This is a genomic window from Aquimarina sp. AWH4_224 (genome assembly GCF_056160245.1).
Window position 1 is genome coordinate 424,047 of record NZ_JBSWWU010000003.1, and the last position, 19,387, is coordinate 443,433.

General features: G+C 35.9%; 15 protein-coding genes. 6 read left to right on the top strand and 9 right to left on the bottom strand.

Annotated features, from left to right (window positions below; all coding sequences use genetic code 11):
• Nucleotides 1-3,003 (bottom strand): SusC/RagA family TonB-linked outer membrane protein, encoded by a 3,003-nt coding sequence (locus tag ACXAGJ_RS08010; RefSeq protein WP_474838733.1) that lies wholly within the window; start codon nucleotides 3,001-3,003, stop codon nucleotides 1-3.
• A gap of 520 nt (nucleotides 3,004-3,523) precedes the next feature.
• On the opposite strand from ACXAGJ_RS08010, the gene ACXAGJ_RS08015 reads away from it, so the two are divergent.
• The 5 genes from ACXAGJ_RS08015 (at nucleotide 3,524) to ACXAGJ_RS08035 (ending at nucleotide 10,226) form a co-directional block, all read left to right on the top strand.
• On the top strand, nucleotides 3,524-4,384 hold the full coding sequence (locus ACXAGJ_RS08015) for a phosphatidylserine decarboxylase (protein ID WP_474838735.1): 861 nt from the start codon (nucleotides 3,524-3,526) through the stop codon (nucleotides 4,382-4,384).
• Nucleotides 4,385-4,518: 134 nt separating this feature from the next.
• Nucleotides 4,519-5,118, top strand: a complete 600-nt coding sequence (locus tag ACXAGJ_RS08020) for a TetR/AcrR family transcriptional regulator (RefSeq protein ID WP_474838737.1) — start codon at nucleotides 4,519-4,521, stop codon at nucleotides 5,116-5,118.
• A 264-nt stretch (nucleotides 5,119-5,382) separates the two neighbouring features.
• A complete protein-coding gene (locus ACXAGJ_RS08025) occupies nucleotides 5,383-7,764 on the top strand; it encodes an efflux RND transporter permease subunit (protein WP_474838739.1) in 2,382 nt (793 codons plus the stop codon).
• Between the two features lie 96 nt (nucleotides 7,765-7,860).
• Nucleotides 7,861-8,634, top strand: a complete 774-nt coding sequence (locus tag ACXAGJ_RS08030; RefSeq protein WP_474838741.1) for an outer membrane lipoprotein-sorting protein — start codon at nucleotides 7,861-7,863, stop codon at nucleotides 8,632-8,634.
• A gap of 386 nt (nucleotides 8,635-9,020) precedes the next feature.
• Nucleotides 9,021-10,226: a hypothetical protein gene (locus ACXAGJ_RS08035; protein ID WP_474838743.1), complete on the top strand. Its 1,206-nt coding sequence runs from the start codon at nucleotides 9,021-9,023 to the stop codon at nucleotides 10,224-10,226.
• 8 nt (nucleotides 10,227-10,234) lie between these two features.
• Here the strand turns inward: ACXAGJ_RS08035 and ACXAGJ_RS08040 are convergent, their stop codons facing one another.
• Genes ACXAGJ_RS08040 through ACXAGJ_RS08055 form a run of 4 tightly spaced genes read right to left on the bottom strand, consistent with a single transcriptional unit; the run spans nucleotide 10,235 to nucleotide 15,343 of the window.
• Nucleotides 10,235-11,638 (bottom strand): TolC family protein, encoded by a 1,404-nt coding sequence (locus ACXAGJ_RS08040; RefSeq protein WP_474838745.1) that lies wholly within the window; start codon nucleotides 11,636-11,638, stop codon nucleotides 10,235-10,237.
• Between the two features lies 1 nt (nucleotide 11,639).
• On the bottom strand, nucleotides 11,640-12,992 hold the full coding sequence (locus ACXAGJ_RS08045; RefSeq protein ID WP_474838747.1) for an HlyD family secretion protein: 1,353 nt from the start codon (nucleotides 12,990-12,992) through the stop codon (nucleotides 11,640-11,642).
• Between the two features lie 6 nt (nucleotides 12,993-12,998).
• Nucleotides 12,999-14,666: a peptidase domain-containing ABC transporter gene (locus ACXAGJ_RS08050; protein ID WP_474838749.1), complete on the bottom strand. Its 1,668-nt coding sequence runs from the start codon at nucleotides 14,664-14,666 to the stop codon at nucleotides 12,999-13,001.
• A 5-nt stretch (nucleotides 14,667-14,671) separates the two neighbouring features.
• Nucleotides 14,672-15,343 (bottom strand): TetR/AcrR family transcriptional regulator, encoded by a 672-nt coding sequence (locus tag ACXAGJ_RS08055; RefSeq protein ID WP_474838751.1) that lies wholly within the window; start codon nucleotides 15,341-15,343, stop codon nucleotides 14,672-14,674.
• A gap of 162 nt (nucleotides 15,344-15,505) precedes the next feature.
• On the opposite strand from ACXAGJ_RS08055, the gene ACXAGJ_RS08060 reads away from it, so the two are divergent.
• Nucleotides 15,506-15,859: a hypothetical protein gene (locus ACXAGJ_RS08060; RefSeq protein ID WP_474838753.1), complete on the top strand. Its 354-nt coding sequence runs from the start codon at nucleotides 15,506-15,508 to the stop codon at nucleotides 15,857-15,859.
• 97 nt (nucleotides 15,860-15,956) lie between these two features.
• On the opposite strand, the gene ACXAGJ_RS08065 is transcribed toward ACXAGJ_RS08060, so the two are convergent.
• The 4 genes from ACXAGJ_RS08065 to tpiA all read right to left on the bottom strand — a co-directional run bounded on the left by ACXAGJ_RS08065 (nucleotide 15,957) and on the right by tpiA (nucleotide 19,360).
• Nucleotides 15,957-16,823 (bottom strand): M57 family metalloprotease, encoded by an 867-nt coding sequence (locus ACXAGJ_RS08065; protein ID WP_474838755.1) that lies wholly within the window; start codon nucleotides 16,821-16,823, stop codon nucleotides 15,957-15,959.
• Between the two features lie 519 nt (nucleotides 16,824-17,342).
• A complete protein-coding gene (locus ACXAGJ_RS08070; RefSeq protein ID WP_073316942.1) occupies nucleotides 17,343-17,618 on the bottom strand; it encodes an ATP-dependent Clp protease adaptor ClpS in 276 nt (91 codons plus the stop codon).
• 58 nt (nucleotides 17,619-17,676) lie between these two features.
• Nucleotides 17,677-18,516, bottom strand: coding sequence for a 50S ribosomal protein L11 methyltransferase (gene prmA / locus ACXAGJ_RS08075; RefSeq protein WP_474838757.1), 840 nt, complete (start codon nucleotides 18,514-18,516; stop codon nucleotides 17,677-17,679).
• A 94-nt stretch (nucleotides 18,517-18,610) separates the two neighbouring features.
• Nucleotides 18,611-19,360 (bottom strand): triose-phosphate isomerase, encoded by a 750-nt coding sequence (gene tpiA / locus ACXAGJ_RS08080; RefSeq protein ID WP_474838759.1) that lies wholly within the window; start codon nucleotides 19,358-19,360, stop codon nucleotides 18,611-18,613.
• Between the last annotated feature and the right edge of the window lie 27 nt (nucleotides 19,361-19,387).

The following is a 19,387-nucleotide window of genomic DNA, read 5'->3' on the forward strand; positions in this document are numbered from 1 at the left end:
TTAGAATTCTAACTGAAACCCGAATAAAAATGTTCTTGGCTGAGGATTAAACCCTCTGTCTATACCCAGATCCAAAGAGTTTCCTGAAGCTTGTTCTCCAATTTCTGGATCAGTTCCATCATAATCTGTTATTAAGAATAGGTTTTGCGCAGTTCCATAGATTCTTAATCTATTTAATCCAATGCTCTCTACCCAGCTCTCTTTAAGTGAATATCCTAAAGTCAAGGTTTTCATTTTTAAGAAAGAACCATCTTGTACGAAAAAGTCTGAAACCTGAGGAGTAAAGCCACCGAGTCTATTAACTACTCCATTGGTAAGAAAAGATTCTTTTCTATTGGTAAATGCCCCGTCCGGTCTTAACGTAGCATCAAAAATGTCGTTTCCTTGAGATCCGTATAAGAAGGTACTAAGATCAAATCCTTTGTATTCAAGATCCAACGTGATTCCATAGGTGAAATCTGGTAGAGGACTACCTATAAACGTCTTATCTGGATTACCATCACCATCAAAATCTCTAAACACAAGATTGCCATCATCATCTATACTTTCTACCTCAAATCCAAAGAAACTCGAAATTGCTTCTCCTTCAGTAGTAAGTGTAATAGGGTCATTGAACACAAAAGTATTCCCTCCTTGCAGTGGTTGCCCGTTATTACCAATACTGGTTACTTCATTCTCATTTACTGCCAGGTTTGCTCCTAATTGCCATCTAAATCCACTTTTATAAGTTTGCTGATAAGAAACTAAAAATTCAAAACCTTGGTTTTCTACATCAGCAATATTGGTTGCAGGTGCAGGGAATCCTGAGAATATAGGTATCCCGATTGGAATTAAAACATCGGAAGATTGTTTATTGTAGTAATCTATAGTAATTCCTAAGGCATTATTAAAGGCATTAATATCCAAACCAATATTGGTTTGCGCCACTTCTTCCCACTTTACATCAGGGTTTTGTAAAAATGCAGGAGTAAGTCCTGGGTTTAGTCCTCCACCGAAGTTGGTTCCTGAACCAGCATTTAAAATCGGAGAGAATTGATATGGAGCGATAAAGTCACTACCATTAATACCCCAACTAGCTCTAAGCTTTAATAAATTAATTACTTCAGAATCTTGTAAGAAATTTTCTTCAGAAATCACCCATCCCGCGGATACCGAAGGGAAAATACCAGTTCTGTTATCATCTCCAAAATTTGAAGATGAATCTGCACGTAAAGTAGCTTCTACATTATATTTATCCATATAGCTATACTTTACCTTACCATAAATACCCAATAGGTTATTCTCTGTTTCCACCGGAGGTGCTACAGTAATACTTGAAGGATTTGTAATCAATGCAAAATTGGCTTCATCTAGCGTATTTACAAAAAAACCAACCCCAGACAATGAACTATTAGAAAAATCTGATTCGTATGTGGAAAACCCAGCTAATGCGTCCAATTTATGGTCTGAGTTTTGGAAAAAATCATATCTTACATTAGCATCAAACTGTCGTAATACCGTCTCTGTTCTTGTTTCTATTAAGGTTGCATTTGGAGAAGCGATCGCCTGCGTTGGAAAATTGAAAGAAGGAAAAAACTGTTTGGTAAATGCATCAGAATTAAAATGATAATAAGTTCCTTGCAGCCTAAATCTATCAAAAATCTCCCAATCTCCTTTTATACTGGCATTGGTTACTGCGGTTTGCGTATTGTTGTTATTCAGCAATAATGCCAACTCAGGATTTGCAACCGCGCCGAGTGCCGGTAATGTTACACCATTTACTACAACTGGGTTGGTTTGGTTACCTGGATTGAACGGCACCGACGGATCGTTAGGATCATTAACCGGATAAATCGCTGGCATCGCATTGATAAAGTTAATAATTGATGTTCCTGTAACTCCAGCATTTTCTAACAAAAAGTTACGATCAATATCTGCTAAATTCGCATTAACCTCAACATTAAAGTTCTCACGAATATCGGTTTCAAAATTTATTCTAACATTTTTTCTATCGAAGTTAGACTTGTTCTCTCTTCCACCTAGCATACCGTCTTGTTGAAAAATTCCTCCAGAAATTGCATAGGAGTATTTTTCTCCTCCACCTATTACAGAAGCTGCGATATTACTAATCGGAGTAGTATCAAAAAGCTCATCATACCAGTCTGTGTCCGGTAAAGCGGCGATCTCTGCATCGGTTAGCTGTGTCCCTCCATTTGATGCCTGAAATTCATTAAAATACTGGACATACTGATTCTTGTCCATTAGATCTGGTTTCCTTAATAAGGACTGAAAACCTGTATATCCATCTATCGAAACTTTTGGTGCAGCAAGATTTCTTTTTCCTGATTTGGTTTCTATAAGCACAACTCCGTTCCCTCCTCTTGCTCCAAAAATCGAAGCAGATGCTGCATCTTTTAACACACTGAAGCTTTCAATATCACTGGCATTGATATGATTTAGGTTAGGTACTTGCTGCCCGTCTACCAAAAATAAAGGTGTAGAAGCCCCAGTAGAACTAGTACCTCTAAGTCTCACCGTAAGCGGTGCTCCTGGTGCTCCAGAGGTTTGCGTAACCGCAATTCCCGGTGCCGTTCCTTGTAATGCAGCTTCTGGCAGAGCAATCGGTACTCTTTCTATTTGTTCTGTAGATACCGTACTTACCGCAGAAGTAACTGATTTTTTGTTTTGTACCTGACCATAACCCAGAATTACTACCTCGCCTAAGGCTTCTGTATCTGATACCATGATCACATTAATGGTGGTTTGACCATTTACAAGAATTTCCTGTGTTTTAAAACTCAAAGAGCTAAACACTAAGATGGCACCTTCTGATAAGTTATCGATGGTGTATTTCCCATCAAAATCTGTAGAAGTACCGTCGGTAGTTCCCTTTACTATAATATTTACCCCAGGTATTGGAGTTCCGTTTTCCTCAGTAACTGTCCCCGAAACACTTTGAGCATAGGAGTTACTTACCGTCAAGATGATCCCCCAAAATAGAATCTTAAGTAAGCTGTTTTTCATACTGACTTTGTTTTGATTAATTAATAAGTTTTAGTTTGATTGTTCGCGAAAATTTCAGGATCTAAATTAGGCGGTAACCAAGGGCGTTCAAAAAAATCAGCAGAGATCAATACAAGAAGAGATCCCTCAAAAAAAGAAGGTTAAAAATGAAAAAAGGTTAAAAAATAAACGCAATTAGCTAGTTTTCAACAACTTAATACTTGTTCAAAAAATACATTTAAATTTTCTCAAACGTTTAAGTAAATCGTTAAGTTTTTGTCATATCCGAAATTGAAAAAGTTATAGATATGACCTATTTATTGCTGAAAACTGAAAAATTTCATAATGATGTTATTAAAAATGTATTATTCTTCATGTTTGATTAATAATTTACTATGCTAGCATAGTAAATTTCACCTTAAAACTCTCTTAAAGTTTAACATCTATTAATTTATTTAAGAATATTTTGTGTAATCCTCTATTGACAGGCATTTTGAAAGTATCTAAATTGGAAACCATTCATTCATTAATCAAAAATCAAATGTCGAAAGAGATACAAATGGCTGCATCTTTGGATGGCAAAATAGACGTCTTAGATTCAGTTCAAATTAAACACGCGTCCTTTTACGAATTCTTATCGTTAAGAATTTGGGGGGTCATTCCTAGTTGGTTTCAACGTTTTATTTCAGGAATTTACGCAAATGTCTTCAATCTTCATATTTCGAAGTTTCTCATTAAACCTTATTGCAAATTTCATTATGAAGAAGCTGATTATCTAAGTCAATTTAAACCTCCTTTTGGTAGATCAAAGTATCTCAACTTTCAGGACTTCTTTGTTAGACAGTTCAAAGAACTTCCTCAAAACTCCTCTCCAACAGTTTGGCCATGTGAAGGACTACTTTGTGACATGGATTTTGTACATAACATTAACAAATCAAATGTAAAAGGAGACCTTAGAGCAGTGCATCATATCTTTGGAGTTAGTGAAAACGAGATCGATAAGGATTATGTATTTACCAATGTATTTTTACATAATAAAAATTACCATCGAATTCACGCCCCTGTAGATGGCACAATTACGCGTATACAACATATTAAGGGGGATTTGATTATTTTAAGACCTTGGTTCTACAAAGACAATCCTTCTATTCCAGCCTTCAGGAATGAACGAATAAATATTGACATCACAGATGATGAGGATCAAAAATGGCATTTATCGATTGTAGGAGGACCAGCGGTTGGCACCATTGAACTCCCAGAACATATTCAATTGGGATCCAGAGTTTCCAAAATTGATGAGATCGCCTTATTCTATTTGGGTTCTACTTGTTGTATGGTTGCTCCTGCAATGCCAAAACACCATGTTAAAAATAGTTTGGTGTATATGGGCGACACTTATTAGTACTACAAATACAAAAAATTGATAGTCAAATATTTGAAACTAACGATAAACTCAATAAACAAAAATTTAACATTTAAAATTTTGAATTACTAGACGGGTGGTCATATTTTTGCTAGCAAAATTGTAAGAAAAAGATGTCTAAAACCCTAAAACATGAAACAAAAGCAGATTACCTTTTGGAAAAAGGTCTGCATATTATTTGGTCTAGGGGATATAATGGGACAAGTGTCAATGATATTGTAAAAGCTGCAGATGTACCTAAAGGTTCTTTTTATTTCTACTTTGACAGTAAAGAAGATTTTGCTATCAAAGCATTGAGAAAGTATTTTGATATGCAATTTGGAACCGCATTAGACATTTTACACGACTCCTCGGTTAGTTCTCCCAAACAACGTTTACTAAACTTTTATGAACACCGGATTGATGTTGTGAAAGAAGAACTAGAATGCAAAATGGGATGTATGGGCTGTAATCTGAGTAATGAAATGTCTGAACATAATGACAATATCAGAGAAGCCATACTAGCACTGCATAATAAGGTGAAAAATGAAATCGTTGCTGTTGGATTAGAAGCACAACGACTTGGTGAAGTAGAAGCCGATATTGATGTAGAAGCCATGGTATCTTTTCTCGAAGATGCGGGAAAAGGAGCAATGACAACTATGAAAGAAATGAAAAGTGCCGAACCTATTGACAATGTGATGAAAATGACCAAACTCCTATTTCTGAAGTAATTTTTTTTGAAATTTTAATAGACGACTGGTCAATTATTAACAATCTAATAACAAAATTATATGAAACAAACTCTAATTTTATCCTGGTAAAAAAATTTTTAATCTATTTATAGATGACTGGTCAACTTTTTTAAAAATTTATTTGAACACCCCTGTCCAAATAAATTCGATCTAATCGTCTTCATACAAATAACTCTTAACAACAAAGATCAATTGAATAGTATTTTCTATTACTAATTGACTGGTCAACTAACAACTGTAATTATGAATGCACTTAAAAAAGCAAGTAACGTTACGAACACTTTTGCTAAGCGGTGGGCGCAATTTGTGATCAAAAACAAGTGGTACGTCCTACTAGCAACAATTATCCTTTCAATGGGATTAGGTTCCCAAGGAGCTATGGAATTTGATGGAGATTATCATGTATTTTTCAGTAAATCGAACCCTGAGCTTGAAGCTTTTGACGCTTTACAAGAAAAATACACTAAAGATGATAACATAGTAATTGTATTATCTCCTTCTAATGGCAACATTTTTACCAAAGAAAATTTGGTCGCCATAGAAGAACTCACCGCCGAAGCATGGAATACCCCTTACTCATCCAGAGTAGATGCGGTTACCAATTTTCAACATACTAGTGCACAAGGAGATGATCTCTATGTAGATGATCTTTCGTACGAGTCTGCAAACAAAACACCTCAGGATATAGCAGAAATACGAAGAAAAGCACTCAAAGAACCTTTATTAGTAAATCGATTACTCAACGAAGAAGGCAGTGTTACTGCTATAAACGTGACAGTAAGACTCCCAGGAGAAGACAGTGCTAAAGAAATCCCAGAAGTAACTGCTTTTATACGCAGTACGATCTCGAATTTTCAAGAAAAGCATCCTAATTTTGAAGTACATTCCTCCGGTTTGGTCCCTTTGAACACTGCCTTTTTTGAGTCCTCGATGCGGGATTTAATGTTGACCATGATTATGCTAATTATTGTGGTAATCACCACTCTTATCCTTACTAGAAACTTTGTTAGCACCTTAGCTACGTTGGTTGTAGTAATGTTTTCTATAATGAGTGCAGTAGGATTTGTGGGGTTAATGGGGATTAAGCTCACCCCTCCCTCTTCTGTATTCCCAACCATGATTCTTACTCTGGCAGTTGCAGATAGTATTCATATCCTGATTACCATGCTTCAAAAAATGCGAAAAGAGGGATACAGCAAACATGACGCTTTAGTAGAATCTATACGTCTTAATTTTATGCCGGTATTTATTACGAGTCTTACCACAGTGATCGGGTTTCTAACCATGAATTTTGGAGATGTTCCTCCGTTTTGGGACCTAGGAAACATTACTGCATTTGGTATGACAATGGCATTTATCTACTCTACCAGTACTTTGCCGGCATTGATGGCTATTCTTCCTGTAAAAACAAAGCAGAAAGCAGAAAATACACCTGAAAAATTTGGATGGTATACCAATCTTGGGCTATTTGTTACCAAGCAACCTGTTCGACTTACTATTATTTCGATAGCAGTTATTGGAGGTTTAACGTATCTGGCCACCAAAAATCAATTTAATGATGAGTTCATTAATTATTTTGATGAAACTGTCCAGTTTAGAAGTGATACGGACTATATCAGTGATAACTTAACAGGGATTTATAATGTTGAATTTTCTGTTGGCAGTGGAGAAAGTGGAGGGATCAACAATCCGGAATACCTTCAAAAACTAAATGAGTTTGAAGACTGGTTGAATCAACAACCGGAGGTAGTACATGTAAATGCCTTTAGTGAAGTAGCCCGAAGAGTTAATCGATCGATGCACGGTGATAATGAGTCTTACTACAAAGTCCCCGCTAATCGAGAAGAAGCGGCTCAATACTTGTTGTTATACGAACTATCTCTTCCTTTTGGACTTGATCTGAATAATCAAATTAATGTAGACAAATCCGAAACGAGAGTTACAGCGACGATCGAAAACATCTCTAGTGCAGAAATGATTGCCTTCTCCAAACGTGCAGAACGCTGGTTAGAGGATCATACTCCTGATGCGATGCACGCTATAGGAGTAAGTCCAACACTCATGTTTTCAAAACTTGGGTTCAGACAAGCCGATAGTATGTTTAAAGGAAACATCATTGCCTTAATATTGATTTCCATAGTACTAATGCTTGCACTGCGCAACTTCAAATTAGGTTTACTAAGTATTATTCCTAATGTGACTCCAGTCCTGGTAGGGTTCGGTTTCTGGGCCATGTACAAAGCACAAATTAATACCGGGATGGTGATTGTTTTTGGTATGACTCTAGGAATCATCGTAGATGATACGGTTCACTTTATGAGTAAATTTTTAAGGGCTCGACGGGAGCTCAATTACGATGCTAAACAAGCAGTTATCTATGCCTTCGAGACCGTAGGTAAAGCTTTGGTAACGACAACCATTGTTTTATTAGCAGGTTTTGCAGTCTTGTCTACCTCTTCATTCGCATTGAATAGTTATATGGCCAGGATAACGGTAATTATTATTGTAGCAGCATTGATCATTGATTTCATCTTACTACCATCACTACTTATTCTGATCAGTAAAAAGAGCGAAAGTAAAGAAAACGTACGTTCATTACAACCACAAATACAATTGGATAAATAAATCAAAAACTTCTCATAACAGTAGGGTTTGGGCTGATTGGCCCGAGACGAATCACCCGAATCTTGCTGTTATTCTTAACTAAAAATTATAAAAACAATGAAACAGTTATTTTTTGCAATCATTGCAATAGCAGGAATCACTTCTTTATCTGCTCAAAATGCAGAAGAAAGAGGGTTACAAATTGCCAAAGCAGCAGAACAAGCTGACCTGGGATTTGGAAGTTCTAAGGTAAAACTAAAAATGACCTTAAAGAATAAAAATGGTCAGACCAGTGAACGATATCTAGAAACAAGAACCTTAGAACTTACCGAAGATGGAGATAAATCTTTAATCGTTTTTAACAGTCCAAAGGATGTGAAAGGCACCTCTACCTTAACCTTTACTCATAAAGTAGGTTCTGATGATCAGTGGTTATTTCTACCTTCTATCAAAAGGGTAAAAAGAATATCTTCTAATAATAAATCTGGTCCGTTCGTAGGAAGCGAGTTTGCTTATGAAGATCTATCTTCTCAAGAAGTAGAAAAATACGCCTACAAATTTCTGGAAGAAAAAGGAAATTTATTGGTAGTAGAACAAGATCCTGTAGACCCAAAATCAGGGTATACACGTCGTGTTGTGACTTATAACAAAGATAAAGGATATCGTATTGAAAAAGTAGAATTTTATGATCGTAAAAACTCCCTTCTCAAAACGCTTACCTACACCGATTATAAGTTATACAAAGGAAAGTACTGGAGAGCACTTACTTTCAATATGGTAAATCACCAAAGTAATAAAGAAACCTTGTTGAAGTTCGAAGAATACAATTTTGACATCGAATTATCAGACGAGGATTTTACACAGGTAGCATTACAACGCGCCGGTCAGTAAATTTTATTTCATGATGAAATACACAAGGCTTAGTTTGTTATATCCTATTATTGTTCTTTTAGTTAGTGGATTATTATTAATAATACAACCTAGCCTTGTGTTTTCAATATTAAACAGCAACACCTCATATCAACCCGATATCGCAAATTTGCTAGGCATGATGTTTATAGGGTTGGGTACTCTCATCACTTTGGTTTTTTGGTACCGAGTTCAAAAAATATATAAATGGACCATACCTATACGATTGTTCTTTAGTATATGCTCAATTGTACTATTCTGCATCTATCAAAATCCATTTTTCGTCATGCTACTGTTTATTATTCTTATCGGGATTTTGATTACAATTTTTGGAATGGTAAAAGACCAGGAATTAAAAAAGTAAATACATGAAAATTAGACATATCACATTTGTAGCGCTCCTATGCGTAGGATTCAACATGCATGCTCAAAACGATGATAGCAAAAAAACAGTTCAAGAATTCGAATTAGAATTAGAAGGAGAGTATCGTTATTTCTATGATGATGCCTTATTTGAAGAGCAGGAAGATCATTTCCCTTCTTTGGCCATTCGACCCGAATATAATATCTCCTGGAACAAAGGTTATGAAAGCATCAATTTTAAAGGTTTTTTTCGTCTGGATGTAGATGATGAACGTACGCATTGGGATATCCGCGAATTGTATTATCAAAAGGCAAAAAACAACTGGGAATTAAGCTTGGGTGTCAAAAAGATCTACTGGGGAGTTACAGAGAGTAATCATCTGGTTGATATCATCAACCAGACAGATGCGGTTGAGACTTTTGACGGCGAAGAAAAGCTAGGGCAGCCTATGGCCCAGTTTACCTGGATCACTCAAAAATTTGGGACTTTCGACTTTTTTTACCTGCCATATCATCGGAAACGTACTTTTGCAGGTGATAAGGGAAGGTTACGTTTTCCTGTGGTGATTGATAAAGACGATTTGGAGTATGAAAGTGGAGCCGAAGAGTGGAGACAAGACCTTGCTTTTCGCTGGAAACACTATTTTAATGCTTTTGATATTGGGCTTTCTTACTTTCATGGTAACGGAAGAGAACCTCTTTTTACTTTTGATACCACGGGAAATATCAATGCTTTTTATCCTGTCATACATCAGGCCGGGCTAGATCTGCAAATTACTCATAATGCATTTTTATGGAAATTAGAATCCATCTATCGTCATGCTGAAGCTCAGGAGTTTGTAGCACTTACCGCAGGATTAGAGTATACTTTTTCTAATATCGACGGAAATGGTCTGGATATAGGTCTTTTGGGAGAGTATTTGTACGATGAACGTGATGAACTTGCTCTTAATGCTTTACAAAATGACATCTTCTTTGGAAGTCGTATTGCTTTTAACGATACGCAAGATACTTCAATTCTGGTTGGTGGGATCTCTGACTTAGAATCTAGTAGTACTATTTTTAGTCTAGAGGCGTCCAGACGTTTTGGAAGTACCTGGACCGCAGAAATTGAAGCTCGAATTTTTAATGATATCGATCAAAACGAGTTTATTCTTTCCAACTTTAGAGAGGATAGTTTTTTAAGGATATCCATCTCCAAATACTTCTAGACGCATTCTTATAAATCCACCGGATTGGTAGCCAAACTATTAAACAGTTTGGCTTTTGCCGTAAAGAACTTATTCTGCACTTCTATTCCTTTTAATCTAGCATCAATAAGACTTCGTTCTCGAGAATTAATCAAAAACACAGAACTCTCACCAAAGCTGAATTTACGCTCTTCTGCCTGTAATAAAGTGGTATAGTCTTTAACAATATTCGCTATTAGTTCGTTTTGCGTTTCAAAAGACTCTAATTCGGCATAAATCGCATTGATTTTATTCTGAATTTGCAATTCTGTAGTTTGTCTTTCAAATTTAGCATCCTGAACTTTGAATTTAGCTAACTTTAGATCTCCTCTTTCTTTTCTCAAAAATAACGGAAACTCAAAGGTTATCCCTCCTTTATATTCCCGCGTCGTAAACGAATTACCTACATCAGGTGTCTCGGTCAAAAAGTTATATTCCAGGTCTATTCTGGGCAAGAGTTTGTTTGCTTTTAATTTCCGATCAACTTCTAGTCCTTCAATCTTATACCCCAGTGATCTTAGTTTTGGGTGATTTTCTAAAGTAAATTCACTTAATGGATTCCCTTGTATCTCCAGAGTAGTATCAATAATTTGATCCAGGTTGTTATCAGGAACTACTTCGGGTTGTAACTCTACTGGAACATTTCCCTCTAACCATAAGAAATTAGATAACTGTAAGGAAGTTTTGATCAACTTCACTTTGGCCTGCTCCAAACTCAATGCACGATTTTGCACAGTGATTTTGGCTTCAACCGTATCGATCGCTGCTTTATCTCCTGCCAAAGCACTTTGCTTTATCCCTCGAAATCTAATCTCGGCATTATTCAAAAAATTCTCATAAATCTCCTTTTCATTAAATGCTTTTAACCAATCAAAATAAGCCAAGGAGGCATCATATAGAATTTGATTGACCAAAAGATCTCGATCAGCTTTGGTTTGCTCTCTAAAAATCTTTGCCTTTTGTAAGGTAGCCATACGTTCATTGATCCAAAACCCTCTTGCTACAGAAACCGAAATACCGGCATTAAAAAGCCCATCTTCGGGGATAAAGTTTTCAGGATTCAAAAATTCACCCTCGTTCTGCTCAAAACCTCCTTTAAGCTCAACACCATACCAGGTTGGGATCTTGAAAGTAGCATTCAACAAGTCGTAATACTCACTTCCCTTAAACTTCTTTCGGTCGTAGTCTACTTCAATTTTGGGATCAAAACCTCCTCTGGCCTTCATCAAATTAGCTTCTCCTATATTGATATTCAGCTCTGCTTGCCTAGCTATAGGATGGTATTTTTTCACATATCCAAGATACTCTTCAAACCGAAGTGTCAACTCATTATTGTCTTGGGCATGCAAAGAAACTATCCCTAATAAAACGATCAAAAATCTGATTTTCTTCATCTTATTTTTTTCCAACTTTAGCTGTATTTCCTTCAGGTTGATAATAATTTGGTGGGAAACCATTCAGTTTACGCCATAATTCAAACCAAATGGGGACATCTTCTAGCAATGCAATAGAATTAGCTCCTGATCCTACTCTTATGTCTTTGGGCCAATCATGATCATCAGCATCTGGAGCGATAAGTACACGGTATTTACCGTTATCACTAATAAACGTTTCGATAGCCACCACTTTACCACCATAGGTACCGTAAGATACATTTGGCCAACCGCTAAATATAATCACCGGCCAACCGTCGAATTGTATCCGTATTTTTTCACCAATATGGATCAAAGGTAAATCGATAGGTTTAACAAAAGTTTCTACTGCAAGTTCATAGTCTGCAGGCATAATACTGAGCAACTGATCTCCTTCTTTAAACGTTTCACCTACACCAGCGCGAATAGCCTTATTTATAAAACCATCCTGCGGAGCACGGATATAATACAGATCATTACGGATCTCATAATTCGTATATTCATTCTCCAACTTAGTTACTTGAGCTTCTGCGTCAAACTGACTGGATTGAGCTGTAAACTTATCACTACGCGCCTTTGCGATTTTATCGGTATACTCGGCAGTTACGCGATTGATTTCTACTTCTGCGTTGATAACATCATTCTTACTGGCCAGGAGTTTATTCTCTTGTGAGATTAATTTTGCTTGTGTTTCCTGAAGCTTTAAACGTTTTTCTTCTACATCAGTCAATGCCTTAAGTCCCTCGCTTTCTAGCTGCACAGTACGATCATATTGGCGCTGCGCAATTGAAATATTAGTTTTGGCAGCCTCTAGATCAATACTATCGCTTTGTACCTTTAATCTGGATTGCATCAACTTATTTTGTGCTTGTTGCAATTTCAAACCTCTTTCATTAATAAGAGCATTGGCTTGAATGTCCAGAGCTTTTACTTTTTCCTGATAAGAGGTCACCGCCATCGATTTCGCCTTGATTTGCTTCCCTGTTCGTTGCACCAAATTGGGATCAAAGTACTCATTCTTTACCTCTGAGATAAACAAGATTGTATCTCCTTTTTTAACAAAATCTCCTTCCTTCACATACCACTGTTCGATACGCCCTGGTATAGGAGATTGAATAGTCTGCGGTCTGTGATCAGGTTTTAAGGTAGTTACATTTCCTACTCCCGAAATATTTTGTGTCCAGGGCAAGAACATAATAATAATAGTAATCCCTGCAAACACCTTCAAAAAACGATTAAAGTACTTGTAATGCCTTCTATGAAAGACTTTCTCTACAGCCTTATATTCTGAAAGATCTACCTTTTTATTTAGTTTATTATGGGTGATATTCAACATAACACTTTATTTTTCGCTTACAATTTTTCCTTTTTCTATCTGAATAATACGACCACATCTTTTGGCCCATTTATTATTTTGACTCACTACAACCAATGCCCAAGGTCTTTCTGGAGCGGTTAGGAAATCCATAATACGAGACACCTCGTTTTCATCGAATTGATCTAGAGGATCTTTAAGGATCAATAATTTTGGTCTTCGCACTATACCTCTAGCCAACACTATTTTTTTGGCCACCGTGTAAGAGATTTGTTTTCCTTCGGGATAAATAATGGTATTCAACCCTTTGGCTTGTTCTTTTACAAATTGTGTTAATCCCACTTGCTCTAATGCCCAATACACATCCTCATGTGGGATTGTACTATCGCCGAAGGTGATATTTTCTAAGATTGTTCCTTCAAAAGGTGATTCCTCGGTAAGCGATTGCCCCAAATGTGCTCTGTAGTAGTTTAAATTGATCCCAGATAGATCTACATTATTTACATAGACTTTACCCGAATCGGGCTTTATCAAACCTGCGATTAAACGTAATAAAGTGGATTTACCCGATCCATTAGATCCCTGTACCAAAATGGTACAGTCTTTTGTTATGGATAAGGAGATATCATCCAAAATTTTCTTACCCGCTTCTCTGGTTGTATAGGTTACATGATCTAACTCTACAGTAAATCCTTCATTTTCTTTGAATGGCTTCTCTCCTTCTTGTGGTTCCAGATTTTTATCAACTACTTGTCCAAGTTTTTCAAGAGAGGTCAATACATCATAAACGGATTCTAGGCCGGTAATCAGTTTTTCTACAGAACCAATAACCAATACAATGATAATCTCTGCTGCTACAAATTGCCCGATATTCATTTCCTGATTGAGTACTAGAATACCTCCAATAAGTAACAAACCAGCAGTTACCAGTACCTTAAAACCAATCATTTGAATAAACTGAATGACCAATACCTTGAAATGACTTTCTCTTGCTGAAAGATACTCGGTCACCAAAGCATCATTTTTTTGCAATGCTAAATTGGTTTTACCAGATAATTTAAAGCTTACAATAGATCTAGCAATTTCCTGAATCCAGTGCGCTACCTTGTACTTACTTTTAGATTCTTTCAAACTGGTTTCTAATCCTCTCTTTGCCGTGTATTTAAAAACCACATATACCAGTAACAGTAGTAAAATTCCGTAGATAATAAAAAACGGATGGTAGAATGACAAGAGCATCAATCCAAATATAATCTGCAACAATGCCGCCGGAAAATCTACCAGAATTTTTGACAAACCTTTCTGAGTGGTTAAGGTATCAAAAAAGCGATTTGCCAATTCTGGAGGGTAGTAATTACGCAGTTCACTCATCTTTATCTTTGGAAAACGATACGTAAACTCAAAAGAAGCACGAGTAAAGATTTTTTGCTGTACATTTTCAATAATTCTGATTTGCATCAGTTGAAGCATTCCCGCAAAAACAACCCCAAGAGTCACCAGTATCACAAGGATGATCCAGGAAGTACTAATTTGAGCTCCTTGTATAAGGTTGATAATTGCCTGTATACCCAGGGGTAAGGATAGATTTACTAATCCCGCAAAAATAGCATAGTAAAAGGTTTGTAAAATATCTTTTTTATCCAGCTGCAAAAGACCTATTAGTCTTTGCCAAGCGGTTAAAACAGTTTTGGCCATTTGGGTTATTTTAAAGATTTAAACACTAGGTCTACAAAATAATTTGAGGGAGTAACTTTTTCGCTACAATCGGTGAGTGTAGCAAAATGTTCCTGTAAAAAATGTTGATGTAATGCTCCTTCGATTACTGTACTTGCCAAGCTTGAAGGATATTTGTATTTTTTATTGTACTCATGAATCATATCTTTCAATCGAGTTACCAAACGCTTATAGATCAAAAAATACCCTTCTTTATTCTCGCGATCAACCTCTTTGGTCAAATAGGATTTTGAGTATTCATTAATTACAATTTTGTTGAGAAGCACCTCATTAATATGAGAAAAAGAGGAATCCTGCTGTACAGTTTGTGTTATAATTTCTATCGCTCTTCTCAATTTCTCTTCTGAATTAGGAATGCTATTGGTTGCAAAAACCAATTGATACTCTAACCAGCCCCAATACCAAGAAGTAAGATACAGCAGTAATTTATGTTTATTTTCGAAATACCGATAAATAGAACTCTCATTAGATCCAATTTTATCTCCTAGTTTTTTGAAGGTGAAGCCTTCAAACCCTATTTCATGAATCATAAGAATGCTATGTTCTATAATGCGTTTCCCTAAATCCGAAGATTCTGGATCCTTTATATAGATCTTATCATTGATATTTACCTTTAAATCTTGCAACAAGTATTTCATTTGCACGCAATTTTAAAATTATTATGTGCAAAAATAAAAGTAATACTATTACATCATAACAGATTAACTTTTATTTAACCACTGTACAGTTTTTAAGAAATCAATGATATTGTTAAATTTGTAAAAAAAGTAACTCTTAATTAACAATAAACTAATTTGACAATGAAAAAAATCTTAATTATTGCGTTTTTGGCATTTTTAACCACTAGCGCCCAAGAAAGTAACGTTAAACAAACCAACGCTTCAGTTGGTGATGAATTAGTAATAGGTGCTCCTTCTTCTCAAGAATTTGAACATATCCATTTTCCTAAAACAAATTTTATCATTAAAAAAGGAGGAATAGCAAATTATAAAGCCCTTACCGAGAAGACGGTTATTATCACCAATGTAGACACCAGCAATGGAAAAAACGTTGTAACTGTAAAAAGAAAAGACGGTCTTAAATTCTTTAATCGTATCGCTACGGTAAAAATTAACCTGGATAAAGCAATTTCTGCTGGAGAAATCAAATCCTAAAAAGAGTATAGACATAAAAAAACCATCCCAATATTGGGATGGTTTTTGTAAAAGTTCAAAGCTTAGTTTTTATTCTCAGATATTAATTTGTTTCTTATTAGTATAAGAATTCTAAAGCTACAACGTCGAAGTTACTAAACTCTCCGTCTTCGCTTCCATCAAAACAAGAAATCATTAAAGAATCAGAGTCAAGTCCACTAGCTCCCCACTGATTTACAGTAGGTGTACCAGGGATATGAATCGCTCCAACTCCTCCGCCACCTTCGTTAGCTCCACCACATCTTCTTCTTGCGTAGTCTGTGTGTCTGAAACCAACAGCGTGACCGATCTCGTGTCCGATTACGTGCTCATTTACATTGTTTACATTACTTCCGCCGAAAGTTCCTGTTCCAGCGTTGATTTGGATAAACTTACCTGGTCTTCCTCCACTTGGGAATTCCGCTTGTCCTCCAGCTCCAGACGCACCATTGTTATAAACTACCATATCAGCTGCCTGGAAGTTTGTACCAAAAGTTAATCTAAAGTTTAATGTACTATTAATTCTGTTGTAATTGTTAACTGCCCACTGTAATCCAGTACGCATGTTAGACGTAAGCGCACAACAAGAACCAGTAAATCCTAAAATATCAATAGTTCTGTTACCACTACTAATTAGGTTATTAGTTCTGTACTGCTTATTTCCATCTTCAGTAGTTCCTAATCTGAACTCTCCTGACTCAAACAAGTCAATTGGTAGTCTTACATCGTCTGCTACGATATATTTACCTACAGAACCATCAAGTAATTCTATAGTTTTGTAAGAAGCTTCAGCTGTTATACCAGCTGCCAATAACCCAGCTTTGTGATCATCTGAAATTTCAACAGATACTTCCGGAGCAGTTTCGTTAGCGATTTCGTCTTTTTGGCAAGATGTAGCAAAACCAGCTACAATAGCACATAGTGCTAATAATTTGATTTTTTTCATTTTAATAAGTTGAGTTTGTGTAGTTACTAATACAATATAAACCAGTTACCTTTTATATTGCTCGCAAATTTTGATAAAGCTTTGAACTTTTACGAATTTGCGGGATGAATATATGACATTTTTTTTGAAATATGAGTTAATATTTTGAACTATTTATTGAAAATACGGGAAAACCGTACGATTTTTTCAAAGAAATTTAAAAATTACTTCGATTTAATCAAGGCAAAAATCGACCAAATACACAATATATTTAAGAGTATTTTTTGTTAATAAACTATTAAAACCTGCCGTATTTCCATAGTTGTTAACACTTTCATAAAAGAAAAAGAATTCATGACAAAACCAAAGCTGACAGAAGGTATTTTCTTACAAATTATAAAAAACAACTTAATCTTCGTTAAAAAAACTAAAAATCAAATTTTTAAGGAGATTTATCTTAAAAAAATGATTTCAAGACTGCCTTAAAACACAAAAAAACAGCCAAAAAGGCTGCTTTTCTTATACATATTATCTATTTTTTTATACTATTTCAGCGCTAAGACCTGCTTCAAGTAGCTTTGAGCAACGTGGTACCAATTCTTTATAAGCTCCTGTTTTTACAGTACATTTTCCTGTATAATGCACCAACAAGGCACACTGTTCTGCTTGAACCGGTGTATGCTCGCAAGAATAGATCAACGTCTCAATCACGTGATCAAAGGTATTTACATCATCGTTGTACAAAACAATTTCATTATTGCTTTGATCAACCGATTTTTCCAACACTTCTTCTAATACTTTTTCCTGAGTACTCATGGAGAACAATTTTATACAAATATACTAACTTAAGCTTTCAAATTAACTGATTGTAGGATTATTTTAACTCATAAGAAGCTGCAATCCAATTATTTCTGTCAAAATTATTCACAAATTGAAAACCTTGTTGATCACAAGCTTCTGTAATTACTGGTAAATCCTCTTTATAAAAACCACTAAGAAGCAGCGTACCTTTATCGGAAAGAGATTGGGCATACTTGGGTATATCATTTAATAAGATATTACGATTGATATTTGCGATAATCAAGTCATATTTCTTATCCTTGATTAGAGTTACATCCCCTTCATAAGCAGTTATAGCAACACAACGGTTCCTTTCGACGTTCTCAATAGTATTCAAATAACACCAATTATCAATGTCGATCGCGTCAATTGGTGAGGCTCCTTTCATCTCTGCGAGAATAGCTAGCACTCCTGTACCGCATCCCATGTCCAACACTTTTTTATCATTCAAATCGATACGCAATAAATGCTGTATCATCATATGTGTAGTTTCATGATGTCCCGTACCAAAAGACATTTTTGGTTCGATAATGATATCATAATCCGTATCCGGTTGATCATGAAATGGCGCTCGAACAGAACATACTCCATCCACAACGATAGGATTAAAGTTCTTTTCCCATTCGCTATTCCAGTTTACCTGCTCTATCTCTTCAAAGGTATGGGTGATTTTAAATTCTTCTGATTGTAGTATGTGTATTTCGTCAAGAATATGCTCATTCCATTCTTCTTTTTGGATAAATGCTTGTACTCCTTCTTCGGTTTCTACAAAACTTTCAAAACCAGCATACCCTAATTCTGCAATAAGAATTTCTGAAGCTGGTTGCAATGGGGTTATCGTGAAATAATACCCCAAATATATTGGATTAGACATGGTGTTATTTTGTGCGCAAAGGTAATCTTTTACCAACAAAAAAAGCACCTCATCAGTATATGAAGTGCTTCAACTAAATTATATCAGTATATCTTTAAATCGCGTTGGCAATTGCAGAAAAACTTTCGGCATCCAAAGAAGCCCCTCCAATCAATCCACCATCTACATCTTCTTTGGCAAAGATCTCTTCGGCATTGTTTGGTTTTACACTTCCTCCGTATAAGATGGAAACCTGATCAGCGATGTCGTTATCAAATGCCTTTGCAATAGTTGTTCGAATAAACGCATGCATTTCTTGGGCTTGTTCTGGTGATGCAGTTTCGCCTGTTCCTATTGCCCAAACAGGTTCATACGCTAACACTACATTTCCCCAATTTTCGGCAGCGATATGAAATAATCCATTTTTAAGTTGACTTTCTACGACAGCAAAGTGATTTCCGCTTTTTCGATCTTCTAGCTCTTCTCCAAAACAGAAAATAATTCTCATGTTATGTTTGATTGCGGTATTTACTTTTTCTGCTAATAGCTCATCAGTCTCCCCAAAATATGCACGTCGTTCACTATGCCCAAGAATAACGGTATTTATCCCTATATTTTTAAGCATCCCCGCAGCTATTTCCCCAGTAAATGCTCCATTTTCAGCCTGATGCATATTTTGAGCCGCTACATCTATAGTAGTATCCTTTAATGCTTGGCTGGCACTATATAGGTTTACAAACGTTGGTGCAACAATGATATCTGCAGATGTTTCTCCTAATTTGCTTTTTAATTCTGAAAGCAAAGTTTCAGTTTCGGCCAGATTTTTATTCATTTTCCAGTTTCCGGCTACAATTTTTTTTCTCATGAATTTTGATTTATAATTTGGTTAACG